This window comes from Mesorhizobium sp. M4A.F.Ca.ET.090.04.2.1 (assembly GCF_003999085.1).
Classification (GTDB): domain Bacteria; phylum Pseudomonadota; class Alphaproteobacteria; order Rhizobiales; family Rhizobiaceae; genus Mesorhizobium.
In genome coordinates, this window is record NZ_RZOT01000010.1 from 1 (window position 1) to 13,326 (window position 13,326).

At 64.8% G+C, this 13,326-nt stretch carries 14 protein-coding genes and 1 pseudogene; 6 read left to right on the forward strand and 9 right to left on the reverse strand.

All coding sequences use genetic code 11. From position 1 onward, the window contains the following. Both EN781_RS01775 and mscL read right to left on the reverse strand, forming a co-directional pair. Nucleotides 1-214 (reverse strand): annotated as a pseudogene (locus EN781_RS01775) (aspartate aminotransferase); the annotation flags it as partial. Between the two features lie 107 nt (nt 215-321). After that, nucleotides 322-744: a large conductance mechanosensitive channel protein MscL gene (gene mscL / locus EN781_RS01780; RefSeq protein ID WP_126056569.1), complete on the reverse strand. Its 423-nt coding sequence runs from the start codon at nt 742-744 to the stop codon at nt 322-324. Between the two features lie 244 nt (nt 745-988). On the opposite strand from mscL, the gene EN781_RS01785 reads away from it, so the two are divergent. Then, nucleotides 989-4,471 (forward strand): PAS domain-containing hybrid sensor histidine kinase/response regulator, encoded by a 3,483-nt coding sequence (locus EN781_RS01785; protein ID WP_189347252.1) that lies wholly within the window; start codon nt 989-991, stop codon nt 4,469-4,471. Between the two features lie 34 nt (nt 4,472-4,505). On the opposite strand, the gene EN781_RS01790 is transcribed toward EN781_RS01785, so the two are convergent. Further along, nucleotides 4,506-5,138, reverse strand: coding sequence for a TetR family transcriptional regulator (locus tag EN781_RS01790; RefSeq protein WP_126059246.1), 633 nt, complete (start codon nt 5,136-5,138; stop codon nt 4,506-4,508). 93 nt (nt 5,139-5,231) lie between these two features. On the opposite strand from EN781_RS01790, the gene EN781_RS01795 reads away from it, so the two are divergent. Continuing rightward, nucleotides 5,232-5,888: an O-methyltransferase gene (locus tag EN781_RS01795; protein WP_126056571.1), complete on the forward strand. Its 657-nt coding sequence runs from the start codon at nt 5,232-5,234 to the stop codon at nt 5,886-5,888. 45 nt (nt 5,889-5,933) lie between these two features. On the opposite strand, the gene EN781_RS01800 is transcribed toward EN781_RS01795, so the two are convergent. Next, nucleotides 5,934-6,593: a response regulator transcription factor gene (locus EN781_RS01800; RefSeq protein ID WP_126056572.1), complete on the reverse strand. Its 660-nt coding sequence runs from the start codon at nt 6,591-6,593 to the stop codon at nt 5,934-5,936. Between the two features lie 100 nt (nt 6,594-6,693). After that, the gene (locus EN781_RS01805; RefSeq protein WP_126056573.1) at nt 6,694-7,131 is read right to left on the reverse strand and encodes a hypothetical protein; all 438 of its coding nucleotides are present in this window, start codon (nt 7,129-7,131) and stop codon (nt 6,694-6,696) included. A gap of 168 nt (nt 7,132-7,299) precedes the next feature. Here EN781_RS01805 and EN781_RS01810 point away from each other — a divergent pair, with 168 nt between their 5' ends. Then, nucleotides 7,300-7,650: a DUF952 domain-containing protein gene (locus EN781_RS01810; protein WP_126056574.1), complete on the forward strand. Its 351-nt coding sequence runs from the start codon at nt 7,300-7,302 to the stop codon at nt 7,648-7,650. Beyond that, nucleotides 7,647-8,723 carry a quinone-dependent dihydroorotate dehydrogenase gene (locus tag EN781_RS01815; protein WP_126056575.1) on the forward strand — a complete coding sequence of 359 codons (1,077 nt, stop codon included), beginning with the start codon at nt 7,647-7,649 and terminating at the stop codon, nt 8,721-8,723. The genes EN781_RS01810 and EN781_RS01815 overlap by 4 nt, the downstream gene beginning before the upstream one ends. 63 nt (nt 8,724-8,786) lie before the next feature. Here EN781_RS01815 and EN781_RS01820 read toward each other — a convergent pair whose 3' ends face one another. Beyond that, nucleotides 8,787-9,185, reverse strand: a complete 399-nt coding sequence (locus EN781_RS01820) for a VOC family protein (protein WP_127399735.1) — start codon at nt 9,183-9,185, stop codon at nt 8,787-8,789. 107 nt (nt 9,186-9,292) lie between these two features. Between EN781_RS01820 and EN781_RS01825 the strand changes: the two genes are divergently transcribed. After that, a complete protein-coding gene (locus EN781_RS01825; RefSeq protein WP_189347254.1) occupies nt 9,293-9,775 on the forward strand; it encodes a MarR family transcriptional regulator in 483 nt (160 codons plus the stop codon). A gap of 68 nt (nt 9,776-9,843) precedes the next feature. On the opposite strand, the gene EN781_RS01830 is transcribed toward EN781_RS01825, so the two are convergent. Beyond that, a complete protein-coding gene (locus EN781_RS01830) occupies nt 9,844-11,181 on the reverse strand; it encodes an MATE family efflux transporter (protein WP_189347259.1) in 1,338 nt (445 codons plus the stop codon). A 103-nt stretch (nt 11,182-11,284) separates the two neighbouring features. On the opposite strand from EN781_RS01830, the gene EN781_RS01835 reads away from it, so the two are divergent. Next, complete coding sequence (locus EN781_RS01835) at nt 11,285-12,187, forward strand: histone deacetylase (RefSeq protein ID WP_126056578.1); 903 nt, start codon at nt 11,285-11,287, stop codon at nt 12,185-12,187. Nucleotides 12,188-12,190: 3 nt separating this feature from the next. Here the strand turns inward: EN781_RS01835 and EN781_RS01840 are convergent, their stop codons facing one another. After that, entirely contained in the window at nt 12,191-12,454 is a 264-nt protein-coding gene (locus EN781_RS01840; protein WP_126056579.1) for a DUF6460 domain-containing protein, read from the reverse strand. Between the two features lie 104 nt (nt 12,455-12,558). After that, nucleotides 12,559-13,317, reverse strand: coding sequence for a glycosyltransferase (locus EN781_RS01845; protein WP_126056580.1), 759 nt, complete (start codon nt 13,315-13,317; stop codon nt 12,559-12,561). Nucleotides 13,318-13,326 lie beyond the last annotated feature (9 nt).

The following is a 13,326-nucleotide window of genomic DNA, read 5'->3' on the forward strand; positions in this document are numbered from 1 at the left end:
GCTCCGGAATGCCCTTCTGCCAGGTGTAGAAGGTCTCGCCGGCGGCCAGCCCGCGGGCGGCGGCATCGCTGATGAAGGAAGGCGTCGGCAGGTCACCCTCGCCGGCCCAGAGCGGGATCATGCCGTCGCGCAGCCGGCCGTGGTTGATCACGGCCACGATGCCGCTTTCGGGCGCGGCGCGCGCCTCGGCGCGCAAGGTCTGAATGAGCGTCATGCAAAAATCCGTTCCGTTTCGCGACTGCTAGCGCCTTTTACGACGGCCGAAAACAGAAAACCCCGGCCGCGAGCGACCGGGGTTTTGGTCCAGAAATCCGCTTCGCGCTATTTCCTGGCCAGCAGATCGCGAATTTCGGTAAGCAGTGCGATATCGGCCGGCGGCGGAGCAGCTGGTGCTGCAGGCTTCTCGCGCTCGAGCCGCTTGCGCATGCCGTTCACGGCCTTGACCATCAGGAAGATGATGAAGGCAAGGATGAGGAAGTTCAGCACCGCGGTGATGAAGCTGCCATAAGCAAAAACGGCGCCCTCTTTCTTGGCGTCGACCAACGCCGCCGAATGAACGTTCGAGGACAGTCCAAAGAAGTAGTTGTTGAAGTCCAGCCCGCCGAAGATCGCACCGACGATCGGCATGATGACGTCGTCGACCAGCGAAGTAACGATCTTGCCGAAGGCGGCGCCGATGATGACGCCGACGGCCAGGTCCATGACATTGCCCTTGGAAATGAATTCCTGGAATTCTTTCAGCATTCGACCCTCCTTGCCGTGGCCATGTTGCCGTCCCCAGCTTCCGCTCGGCGCTAGCCCACGCCCACCATAACAAAAACCCCCGGTTGCAAAACGGGAAAATGGGGCCAAGGCGCCGCTTTCTGCCGGTCAGGGGCGGCCACTGCCGTCCGCCTATGCGCCGAAAGCCGTGATGGACTCGCCCCCAAAGCTGTGGTTGCGTCGGGCATCGGCCGGCGGGAGACCGGCCAGGGAGGAAGTTCGAACCGTGCAAGGCTGGTTCATCGTCATCATCGCGATCGCCTATGTGACGCTGCTGTTCGCCATCGCCAGCCTTGGCGACCGGCGCTCCGCGTCCACGCCAGGCCGGGCGCGACCTTTCATCTATGCGCTCAGCCTCGCCATCTACTGCACCTCCTGGACCTTCTTCGGCTCGGTCGGCCTCTCCTCGGAGCGCGGCCTGGAATTCCTCGGCATCTATGCCGGACCGGTGCTGGTGTTCGTGTTCGGCTTTCCGCTGCTCAACCGCATCGTCAGGCTGGCCAAGACCGAGAAGATCACATCGGTCGCCGACTTCCTCGGCGCGCGCTACGGCAAGAGCTTCGCCGTCTCGGCGATCGCCACGCTGATCGCGACCATCGGCGCGGTGCCCTATATTGCGCTGCAGCTGAAGGCGATCTCCGGCTCGGTCAGCCTGATGGTCGAGCACTACACCGGCTCGCCGCCCTCCTTCGACCCGTTCGTCAGCGACATCTCACTGGTGGTGGCGATGCTGCTCGCGCTGTTCGCGGTGCTGTTCGGCACCCGCCATGCCGACGCCACGGAGCACCAGGACGGGCTGGTGCTGGCGGTGGCGGTGGAAACCGTGGTCAAGCTCGCCGCCTTCCTCGCCATCGGCCTGATGGTGACGTTCCTGATCTTCGGCGGTCCGGGCGACATGTTCGACAAGCTGGCCAACAACGCGCAGGCGCGGCAGGCCATGGGCTACGGCACGTCGCTCGCCACCTGGCTGGTGCTGACCTGCCTCAGCGGATTTGCAATTCTGATGCTGCCGCGCCAGTTCTACGTCACCATCGTCGAGAATCGCAGCGAGGCGGAACTGCGCACCGCGACCTGGGTGTTCCCGCTCTATCTGGTGGCGATCAACCTGTTCGTCCTGCCGATCGCCTTCGCCGGCCTGGCGCTGGTCGGCGACAGGACCAGCAGCGACCTCTACGTCTTGTCGCTGCCCCTGTTCAGCGGCCATGATCTGCTGGCCATGGCCGCCTTCATCGGCGGCCTGTCGGCGGCGACTGCGATGGTCATCGTCGAAAGCGTGGCGCTGTCGATCATGATCTCCAACGACCTCGTCATCCCGCTGTTCGTGCGCCGCCTGGTCAGAACCTCTAGCTCGGAAAACGAGGACTGGTCGACGCTGATCCTCAATGTGCGGCGCGGGGCGATCTTCATCATGCTGTTCATCGCCTTCCTCTATTATCGCGAGAGCACCAACAGCGCGCGGCTGTCCTCGATCGGCCTGATGTCGTTCGCGGCCATCGCGCAGTTTGCGCCGGCGCTGATCGGCGGGCTGATCTGGCGCGGCGCCAACGGCAGGGGGGCCGCGCTCGGTATGGTCGCCGGCATTCTGGTGTGGGCTTACACGCTGCTCCTGCCTTCGCTGGTGGGTCCCGACGCCGACATCATCGTCCACGGCCTGTTCGGTTTCGAGGCGCTTCGGCCGCAGGCGCTGTTCGGCACCGTCGCCGAGCCGCTGAACCATGGCGTGCTGTGGAGCCTGTCGATCAACGCACTGTTCTTTGTGCTCGGCTCGCTCTCCCGCGCGTCGGTGCCGCTGGAGCGCATCCAGGCGGCGATCTTCGTGCCGCGCGAAGCCGGCCCGATGCCCAGCCTGCGCCGCTTCCGCACCGCCGTCACCGTCAACGACCTCAAGGACACGATTTCCCGCTATCTCGGCGTGGAGCGCACGGAGCGCTCCTTCCAGTCGTTCGAGAAGAGCAATGGTGTGACGCTGCATGGCAATGAGCAGGCCAACATGGATGTCACCCGCTTCTCGGAACAGCTTTTGGCGAGCGCCGTCGGCTCGTCCTCGGCGCGGCTGATCCTGTCGCTGCTGTTCCGCCGCAACGATCGCGATTCCAGGGACGCCTTCCGCCTGCTCGACGACGCCACCGAGGCGCTGCAGCACAATCGCGACCTGCTGCAGATCGCGCTCGACCAGATGGAGCAAGGCATCACCGTCTTCGACCGGGATTTCCGCCTCATCTGCTGGAACCGCCAGTACCGGGCGCTGTTCGGCCTGCCCGACGAAATGGGCCAGGTCGGCGTCTCGCTCGACCGGATCCTGCGCCACCTCGCCGAACGCGGCGATATTGCGGCCGACCAGCGGGTGGCCATGCTCAACCGGCTGACCAGCTTCGACGGTCCCTGGCAGATGGAGCTGAAGACCAGCGGCCGCATCCTGGAGCTGCGCTCCAACCCGATGCCGGACGGCGGCATCGTCGCCACCTATGCCGACATTTCCGGCCGCGTCGAGCAGGACCTGGCGCTGAAGAGGGCCAATGAATCGCTGGAGCAGCGGGTGAAGACCCGCACCATCGAACTGACCCGCGTCAACGAAGAGCTGGCGCAGGCGCAGATGCTGGCCGAGGAGGCCAATCTCGGCAAAACGCGCTTCCTCGCCGCCGCCGGCCACGACATCCTGCAGCCGCTCAACGCCGCCCGGCTCTACTGCTCGTCGCTGATCGAGAAGCACGGCAAGGGTCCCGCCGGCAAGGCCGCGGTCAACATCGAATCCTCGCTGGAGTCGGTCGAGACCATTTTGGGCGCCGTGCTCGACATTTCCCGGCTCGACGCAGGCGCCATGAAGCCCGACGACACCGCCTTCAGCCTCGATGGGCTGCTCCGCCAGATCGGCACCGACTTCCGGCCGATGGCAGCCGAAAAGAAGCTCGAACTCACCATCATGCCGTCGTCGCTCACCGTGGTGACGGATCGCAACCTCTTGCGCCGCCTGATCCAGAACCTGGTATCGAACGCGATCAAATACACCCGCCATGGCCGCATCCTGGTTGGCGTAAGGCGGCGGGGGTCGCTGGCCGAGATCCAGGTGATCGACACCGGCATCGGCATTGCTGGCGACGAGCTGAACACGGTGTTCCACGAATTCACCCGGCTGGACGAAGGCGCGCGCGAGGCCGAGGGGCTTGGCCTTGGCCTTTCGATCGTCGACCGTATCGCCAGGGTGCTGAGGCTGGAGATCCGCATCTTCTCCAATCCCGGCAAAGGCACGCGCTTCTCCGTCATCCTGCCGGTGGCCGCGGTCGCGGCTCCCCGGCGCGAGATCGAGAAGGCGCCGGCGCGCGTGGCCTCCTCGCTTGCCGGCCTCAAGGTGCTGTGCATCGACAACGATGCCCGCATTCTCGACGGCATGCGGCTGTTGCTCGAAGGCTGGGGCTGCCATGTCGAAACGCTCACCGGCGCCTGGCAGGTGGCGGGATCGGCGGAGAGCCGGCCAGACATCGTGCTGGCGGACTATCATCTCGACAGCGGCACCGGGCTCGACGCGATCGCGACGCTGCGAGCGCTTCACGGCCAGGATTTGCCGGCCGTGCTGGTCACGGCCGACCGATCGAGCGAAGTGCGCGCATCGGCAGGCCGGCTCGACGTGCCGGTGATCAACAAGCCGCTGAAGCCGGCCGTGCTGCGCTCGATGATAGCGCGGATTAGGCCGCTGGCTTCGGCGGCGGAATAGCCGCGCCTGCTTACAACACAGGCCCAGCCCTGTCTCAGCGGTGTCCAAGGCTTGCGATGTAGGCGCAGAACATGTCGGCCATGGCATCGGCGTAGGCTTCGATCTCCGCGTCGGTGCGCGGGCTTGCCGAAAAATCCTTTCCCGCCGCGCTCAACGTCATCGTGATCAGATCGCCGGCCAGGTCCTGGGTTGCTTGCGGGGTCCCGGGCAGAACTTCGCGGAGGAAGGCCTGGACGGTGCGCTCACCCGAGGCCCTTGCCTCGTGCGCCTCGGGCGCGTCGCGGTAGAGTGGGGCGGCGTCATTGAGTGCCACGCGCACGGCAGCTTCCTCGCACTCCGAGCGGATAAAGGCATGGACCAGCGTGCGCATCCGCTCCAGCGGCGGCCGCTTGTCGTCCTCCAATATGGTGCGCAGCAAACCGCCCGTCTGCCGCCATTCATCGCTCTGCAGCCTGAACAGCAGCGCTGCCTTGTTGGGGAAATATTGGTAAAGCGAGCCGACGCTCACGCCGGCCCTTTCTGCCACGCGCGTGGTGGTGAAGCGCTGGGCGCCCTCACTCGCCAGAACCTGAACAGCAGCCTCCAGGATCGCCGAAACAAGTTCCGTCGCGCGAGCCTGCTTGGGCTGCTTTCGCGAGGAAATAGAAAGGCTTAAGCGTTCGGTCATGGCGCGGCCGGGTAATGCGAATTGGAAACCTGAAGGATTATTCGTATTTTCAGCACAACACAAGAACACAGCCATTTTCGATTGGAGACTTCGATGATCACGCTCACAAACGCCCCGCTTGCACCCCTGCTCGCCCGCCTGTTCAAGGAAGCCGAGACCGCAACCAGCCCGGCAATGGCCGGCATCTCGCACGACGAGCGGGAACGCCTGCTGCGCAGCAAGACCGAGTATATCGATCTCTACGGGCGGCTGAGGGATTTGTGGCTCGCTGTTTCGCCGGAAACCGGCACGCTGCTTTATATGCTGGCACGCAGCAGCGGCGCGCGCGTCATCATCGAGTTCGGCACCTCGTTCGGCATCTCGACGCTCTATCTTGCCGCGGCGCTCAGGGACAATGGCGGCGGCCGCCTGATCACCACCGAGTTCGAGCCGTCCAAGGTGGTCCGCGCCAAGGCAAATCTGACGGAGGGCGGCCTCATCGACCTGGTGGAAATCCGCGAGGGCGATGCGTTGCAGACGCTGAGGGCCGACCTGCCCGACGCGATAGACCTTCTATTGCTGGATGGCGCCAAGGCGCTCTATCCGGAAATCTTGAGCCTGGTCGAGAGCCGGTTGAAACCGGGCGCGCTGGTCATCGCCGACAATGCCGACCTCTCTCCCGAATATCTGGAGCGCGTGCGCTCGCCGGCATCGGGCTACATCTCCACCCCCTTCGGCGACGATGTCGAGCTGTCCGTGCGGCTCAGATGAACAAGCCTCGGTACAAGCAGCTGATGCTGCTTCGACGGCCGCCAATCAGCTCGCAGGTTGCAGCGGGTCGCCGCCAATCCGGGAGAGCTGGATCACCGCCTGGGTGCGGCTGTCGACGCCGAGCTTCTGCAGGATGGCCGAGACATGCGCCTTGATCGTCGCCTCGGAGACGCCAAGCTCATAGGCGATCTGCTTGTTGAGCAGGCCTTCGGCCAGCATGCCGAGCACACGCGTCTGCTGCGGCGTCAACGCCTGCAGGCGCTTGATCAGGTCGGAGATCTCGGGATCGCGCTCGACGCCGAGATCGATACCGACGGGCGCGGCGATATCGCCGGCCAGCACCGCCTGCACGGCACGGCGGATTTCCTCCATGCTGGCCGATTTGGAGATGAACCCGGAGGCGCCGAGGTCGAGCGCGCGGCGGATCGTCACCGGGTCATCATGCGCCGAGACCACGATCAGCGGCACGGCCGGATGAACGCCACGCAGCGAGATCAGGCCGGACAGGCCGCTGGCGCCCGGCATCGACAGGTCGAGCAGCACCAGATCGATATCCTCATTGGCCACGACCAGCGCCTTTGCGCTTTCGAAATCGCCGGCCTCGTGGATGGCGGCGACGTCGCCGATGCCGGCAAGCGCCTCCTTCAGCGCACCGCGAAAAAGCGGATGATCGTCGGCGATGACGAAAGTGTAACCCGACGGCAAACAGTCCTCCCCGAATCCCGGCATTGCTGTTGTGCTTTTTACGGGATCGGATCGATTATGCGGCGATATCGGCCGTTTTCAAGCGGCAAAGGCCGGGCGCTCAGGTCTTTTGCTGGTTGAGCCTGGCGCCGTCGTCGCCATTCTCCTTGTCCATATCCTTGACGATGTCCTTGAACGTCCGGAAGAACTGCTCCATGTAGCCCAACGTCTTGTTGAAATCCTCTTCGCTCGGCAGCTGTGATTCCAACCGGGCGGAAAGCGAGTTCTCAAGCTTGGCGACACGCTCGTCCAACGCCTTGACCGAGGTCTGCAACTTGTCGACCTCGTCCTGGAAGGCGGCGCGTTCGTCGGCCGCCATCTTGCAGACGAGCTGGCCGGAGCGCTCTTCGCAGATCGACATGGCGCCGGTCTGGGTGTCCATGCGGACATAACCGTTGGCCGACTTTTCCAGCCGGTAGCGATCGGTTTCCTCGGAAAAGGCCGACACGGCGACCAGCGAGAAAAGTGCCGCTGGGATCAGTATGTACTGCGGACGCATGTTGTCCTCCATGAGCCAGTCTATGCAACCTATCACAGCTTTGCGCCGGAAGTGGGGAAGAGTCGTTCCTTGACTCGACGCAGGCTACCGCCGAAAAAGCCGTGCAACACTTTTCCAGACCTTGCCTGCACCCTTTCCCGCGCGGTTCGTTCGGACTATAGCGCAGCCATGTCTCAGTTTATCTACAAGATCGCGCCAGAAGCGCTCTGGCGCGAGGCAGAGCGAAGCGGCCGCTTCACCGGCGCACCGATCGACGTCGCCGATGGCTTCATCCATTTCTCGACCGCCGATCAGCTGCGGGAGACGGCGGCCAGGCATTTTGCCGGCCAGACCGGCCTGCTGCTGATCGCCATCGATGGCGACCGCCTCGGTGGTGCCCTGAAGTACGAGGTCTCACGCGGCGGCGCGCTGTTCCCGCATCTCTACGCGCCGCTCGATCTCTCAGCAGTCCTTTGGATCCGTCCCCTGCCGCTCGGCGCCGACGGTCGGCATGAGTTTCCCGACCTGGAGACGGAATGAGCATGCTCGACCGTATCGGCCAGAAACTGCTGTTCACGCTCGATCCGGAAACGGCACATGGCCTGTCCATCGCCGCGCTCCGATGCGGCTTGCCGGTCGCCCCGCGCGCGCCGCGCGACGATCGGCTGAAGCTGCGCGTCGCAGGCCTCGATTTCCCGAACCCGCTCGGCATGGCGGCGGGCTACGACAAGAATGCCGAGGTGCCGGACGCACTGCTCGGCCTCGGCTTCGGCTTCGCCGAGGTCGGCACCGTCACGCCGCTGGCGCAGACGGGCAATCCGAAGCCGCGCATCTTCCGGCTGACGGCCGACGAAGCGGTGATCAACCGGCTGGGCTTCAACAATGAGGGCCACGAGGCGGCCGAGAAGCGCCTTGCAGCCCGAAAGGGTCGCCTTGGCATCGTCGGCGTCAACATCGGCGCCAACAAGGACAGCGCCGACCGCATCGGTGACTATGAGCGCGGGGTCGCCCGCTTCGCGCCCCATGCCACATATCTCACGGTCAACATCTCCTCGCCGAACACGCCGGGCCTGCGCAACATGCAGGCGCGCGAGCAACTCGGCGAGCTGCTGTCGCGCGTCATGGCTGCGCGGGCGTCGGCTTCGGCGCAGCCGCCGGTCTTCCTCAAGATCGCGCCGGACCTGGTCGAGGCCGAACTGGAAGACATCGCCGCCGAGGTCGCCGAGAAAAGGGTCGACGGCGTCATCGTCTCCAACACAACTCTCGCGCGGACGGGACTACGGAGCGCAAGCCTCGCCGGCGAGGCCGGCGGCCTTTCAGGCAAGCCGCTGTTCGAACGCTCGACCGCTGTCCTTGCACGCATGCGCAAGCTCGTCGGTCCCGAGATGGCGATCATCGGCGTCGGGGGCGTCAATTCCACGGAGACAGCGCTGGAAAAGATCCGCGCCGGCGCCGATCTGGTGCAGCTCTATACCGGCATGATCTATGCCGGGCCGGCGCTGCCGGGGCGAATCGTTGCCGGCATGGCGCGGTTTGTGGAGCGCGAAGGACTGACTTCGCTGCGCGAGTTGCGCGACAGCCGCCTGGATCATTGGGCCGTCAAGGCTCATTAGAAGGCCATGGCGCCCGTGCGCCCACACCTTTATGTCATCTCTCATCGCGTAGCCCTTCCGCGTTCAGGCTGCCGGATTCATCCATACGATCTCCCAAACATAGCCATCTGGGTCTTCAATGTGGCGGTTATACATGAAGCCAAAATCCTGTGCCGGGTTGGGATCGGCGCGACCGCCCGCCGCAACCGCGCTGGTCAGCGTTGCATCGACGGCGGCGCGGTCGTCGACCGTGAGGGCGATCATTGCCTGACTGTCACGCCGCGCGTCGCCGATAGGGCGCTTGGTGAATTCGCGGTAGTGGTCATGGCTCAGCAGCATCACCCCGATCGCGTCCGAGAACATGAGCGAGGTAGATTTCTCGCCCGAAAACTGCGGGTTTACGGTGCCACCTAGAGCCACGTAGAACGCCGTCGACGCCGCCAGGTCGCGCACAGGCAGGTTCACGAAAATCATTCTGGACATCGCTTTCTCCTTCTCTATCGCCGCGCCCTGCGCTATTGTCTTGATGCAATGTTAGTAGATGCAATGTATCTCGATGTCAAGATACATTTTGTTGAGAGAATATTCGAATGGATCGTGCCGAGGCCGCGGCTAAGCAATGGGCTCGCGAGCGCCCCGACCTTCCAGTGTTGCCTATTGAAACGGTAGGTCGTCTGCTCGATGCCGCCGCGCGCGTGATCCGCGATCACATGAACCCGCTGCTTTCGGGAGCAGGCCTGAATGTAGGTGAGTTTGATGTGCTGACGCCGCTCAGGCGCTCCGGCGAACCCTATATGCTTTCGCCAACGCAGCTTTACGAATCGGCAATGATCTCGTCGGCCGGCATGACCAACCGCCTGGATCGACTGGAGCGCGCCGGGCTGGTTGAACGACGCCCCGATCCCAAGGACCGGCGCGGCAAGAAAATTGCGCTAACGACTGGTGGCAAGCGGGCGATAGACGATTTGATCGGTCCAATGGTGGCGCTAGAAGAGCAATTGATCTCCGTGCTGACGCCGTCGGAGCAGGAGACTCTCAACGCCCTGCTCAAGAAATTGCTCACCGGCCTCTAGGTCGTTGTCGTCGCCAGCAGCCACCTCTCCCGGCGTCAACGGATCCTGATCCCGAGCGGAGGCACCACCTAAAACGCAGTCCGCGCCCGCACCCGCAGAACCATAAGCAGGCTCACGCCTCGCACTAGCAGGAAGACGTGCAGCGACGCCCAGAGCCCGCTGTTGCCGAAGGCCGGCGCCAAAGTCAGCAGCGCGGCGCTGAAGGCGAGGAACGACAACAGCATCATGTTGCGCATGTCGCGCGACCAGGTGGCGCCGATGAAGACGCCGTCCATCTGGAACGCCAGCACGCCGCTGAGGGCGGTGAACGCCGCCCAGGGCAGATAGGTGTCGGCAACCTCGCGGACCTCGGGCGATGTCGTGATCAGGCCGACCAGATCGACACCGGCCAGCAGCAGCACGAGGGTGGCGACGCCCGACAGGCCGAAACCCCAAAACAGGGTCAGCCGCACTGCTTGCCGGAAGGGCGTTTCGGCGCCCGCGCCGATGGCGCGGCCGGCGAGCTGCTCGGCGGCGGTGGCGAAGCCGTCGAGGAAGTAGCCGGCGATGAGGAAGAAGTTCATCAGCACCGCGTTGGCAGCCAGCGTCACCGTGCCGAACTGCGCGCCCTGGCGGGTGAACAGCGCGAAGGCGGCGAGCAGCGAGAAGGAGCGGATCATGATGTCGCGGTTGAGCGACAGCATGCGCCGGTAGGCCGGCAGGTCGAGGATGCGCTGGCGCGAGGGGCGCTCCAACCTCCGGAAACGACGCAGGACGATGGCGAGGCCGAGCAGCATGGCAAGGAACTCGCCGGTGACGGTCGCCCAGGCAACGCCGGCGACGCCCCAGCCGAGCTTCAGGCCGAGCAGGAAGCAAAGCGCGATGTTGATGCCGTTCAGCACCGCCTGCAGCATCAGGCCAAGCCCGCCCTCGCCGCGCCCGAGCACGTAGCCGAGGATGGCGTAGTTGATCAGTGAGAAGGGCGCGGCGAGCAGCCTGATATGGACATAAACAGCCATCGCTTCGCTGACGCGCGGTTCGGCGCCCATGAACTTTTGCCCGCCAATGGCGATCACCGGCGCAAGGGCGGCGAGCACGATGCCGGCGACGACGGCGATCAGCACGGCGCGCCAGAGCACCGCCTGCTCTTCCAGTGCGTCGCCGCGCCCGAACGCCTGGGCGACGAGGCCGGTGGTGCCGGAGCGCAGGAAATTGAAGGTGGTGAAGACGACGTCGAAGGCAAGCGCGCCCGCCGCCAGGCCGCCGAGCAGGGCGGCGTCGCCGAACTGGCCGACCACCGCCGTATCGACGATGCCGAGCAGCGGCGTCGTCAGATAGGCGAGCGTCATCGGCACGGCGATGGCAAGCACCGAGCGGTTGGTTACGGCGAAAGACCGGCTGGCGGCCGATGTCGATAGCTGATCCAGGGCCTGGTCCTCGGGACGGCTTGATCGGACGACCGATGTGCCCCAGTTTGCCGGTGCCGCGCAATCACGATCCGGCGTCGGCCAACCGAATCCCGGAGCTGGCATGCCGCTGCAGATCGTCCACCACCCCGGCTATGACGCCGGTTTCGCCGTCAACCACCGCTTCCCGATGAGCAAGTATCCGCTGCTGATGCAGGCGCTTGAGGCGCGCGGACTGGCGAGCCGCGACACGCTCGCCATGCCCGAGCCGGCGCCGGCATCGTGGCTGAAGCTGGCGCACGCGGCCGACTATGTCGACCAGGTCCTGGCCTGCCAGGTGCCGGAAAGGATCGAACGCGAGATCGGCTTTCCGGTCGGTCCGCGGGTTTCGCTCAGGGCACAGCTTGCCGCCGGTGGCACGGTGCTGGCGGCGCGGCTGGCGCTGAGGCACGGCATCGCCTGCAACGCCGCCGGCGGCAGCCACCATGCGCGGCGCGCGCAGGGCGCCGGCTTCTGCACCTTCAACGACGTCGCCGTCGCCTCGCTGGTGCTGCTTGCCGAGGGTGCCGTGGGCAGCATCCTGATCGTCGACCTCGACGTGCATCAGGGCGACGGCACGGCGGATATCCTGAAGGACGAACCACGCGCGTTCACCTTTTCCATGCATGGCGAGCGCAACTATCCGGTGCGCAAGATCGCCTCTGACCTAGACGTCGCGCTGCCTGACGGCACCGGCGACACGGCCTATCTCGAGAGGCTCGGCGGCATCCTGCCGGAACTGTCGGCCAGAACGCGCTGGGACATCGTCTTCTACAATGCCGGCGTCGACGTCCACGCCGGGGACAGGCTGGGCCGGCTGTCACTCAGCGATGACGGCCTGCGCGCCCGCGATGCGATGGTTCTCCGCCATTTTCGCGGGCTCGGCATGCCGGTCTGCGGCGTCGTCGGCGGCGGCTATTCGACGGACGTGGTAACACTTGCCGCGCGTCACGCCATCCTGTTCGAGGTGGCGTCAGGCTTCGTCTGAGGGTCACTTCCTGTAGCTGGCGATCCTGAGCAGGATGAAGACCGGCACGACAATCGCCGCGCCCAAAACGATATAGCCGAGGAAACGGTCGATGGCATGGAAGCCAAGATTCCACAGGTCGAGGAAGAACTGGCGGATGCCGTGGTAGACGTCCATCGGCGACCAGCCGAAGGCGTGCATCACAAGGCCGACGAGGAACGAGACCACAAGCAGCTTGATCAGCACCCGGAGCGGTGAGTCACCGAGAAAGCGCGTCAGTGCGGACAAGTTCCGTCTCCACGTTTCGGCTGCCCCGATTCGGGGGTTCGATCCCAGAAATACGCACTTGCCCGCCCGGCATCAAGCCAGCTGGATGTCGGCAAAGGCCACGCTCACCAAAACCGCCAACGCAAGATGCGGGCCCATGGCGGCCGTTCGCGATAGACTTCCCGGTAGCGCCAGAGCCTATTGTAGCGGTTGCCGCCGCCGATGCCGAGTTCCGACACTGGGCCGCCTCCCCGCTTGCGCTTGATCGCCACCAGTTCCTTGGCGTGCTGAAGGCAATGGCTCGGCTTCTGCGCAGGTTCGCCCTCGCCTGTCGGCAGCGTCAACCTGACCGCCTCTCCGACGATTAGGTCTTCCGGATCGCAGGTCATGGCGATGGCCTTACCGAACAGCGTCGGTCCGGTCGGGCACAAGGCGGTCGGCCCGTAATATTCGCGTTTGACGTTGGCGCAGACCAACTCGATGGCCTTGGCCATGGCCCTGTGGCGCATGGGGGCGGCGACCACGCCGAGGCTGGTGTCCCATGGCGTCGAGCTCAGCAAGTCACGAAATACCGACAGGCGGCCCTTTTCGCGCGGAACGCCGCGCAGGAATTCATAGGAAAGGTCGGCGTAGACGCCGCCCCGTTCGTAGAGCAGGCAGTATTTGGCGAGGTCTGCCTTGTAGGTGTAGGGGCGCAAGGTGCGGAAAGCCGATAACACCTCGGTGTCGAAATGCGCCGCGATGAACTCGCTCAATTCGGCTTCCCCGAACAGGACATGCTCCTCGCCCGGATGCGCGGCCTTGAACGAGCGGATGTTCTCGCTGACCCGTTCGGGAAGGTCAGCGCTCTGATCGTCCGTTATGAGAATGCTGAATAGCGGCATGAGCTCTCG

What these genes read in the sequence shown, in the direction of transcription:
- mscL (WP_126056569.1), bottom strand. Translation starts at nt 744, where the DNA reads ATGCTGAAAGAATTCCAGGAATTCATTTCCAAGGGCAATGTCATGGAC.
- EN781_RS01790 (WP_126059246.1), bottom strand. Translation starts at nt 5,138, where the DNA reads ATGACCGAACGCTTAAGCCTTTCTATTTCCTCGCGAAAGCAGCCCAAG.
- EN781_RS01795 (WP_126056571.1), top strand. Translation starts at nt 5,232, where the DNA reads ATGATCACGCTCACAAACGCCCCGCTTGCACCCCTGCTCGCCCGCCTG.
- EN781_RS01805 (WP_126056573.1), bottom strand. Translation starts at nt 7,131, where the DNA reads ATGCGTCCGCAGTACATACTGATCCCAGCGGCACTTTTCTCGCTGGTC.
- EN781_RS01810 (WP_126056574.1), top strand. Translation starts at nt 7,300, where the DNA reads ATGTCTCAGTTTATCTACAAGATCGCGCCAGAAGCGCTCTGGCGCGAG.
- EN781_RS01815 (WP_126056575.1), top strand. Translation starts at nt 7,647, where the DNA reads ATGAGCATGCTCGACCGTATCGGCCAGAAACTGCTGTTCACGCTCGAT.
- EN781_RS01820 (WP_127399735.1), bottom strand. Translation starts at nt 9,185, where the DNA reads ATGTCCAGAATGATTTTCGTGAACCTGCCTGTGCGCGACCTGGCGGCG.
- EN781_RS01825 (WP_189347254.1), top strand. Translation starts at nt 9,293, where the DNA reads ATGGATCGTGCCGAGGCCGCGGCTAAGCAATGGGCTCGCGAGCGCCCC.
- EN781_RS01835 (WP_126056578.1), top strand. Translation starts at nt 11,285, where the DNA reads ATGCCGCTGCAGATCGTCCACCACCCCGGCTATGACGCCGGTTTCGCC.
- EN781_RS01845 (WP_126056580.1), bottom strand. Translation starts at nt 13,317, where the DNA reads ATGCCGCTATTCAGCATTCTCATAACGGACGATCAGAGCGCTGACCTT.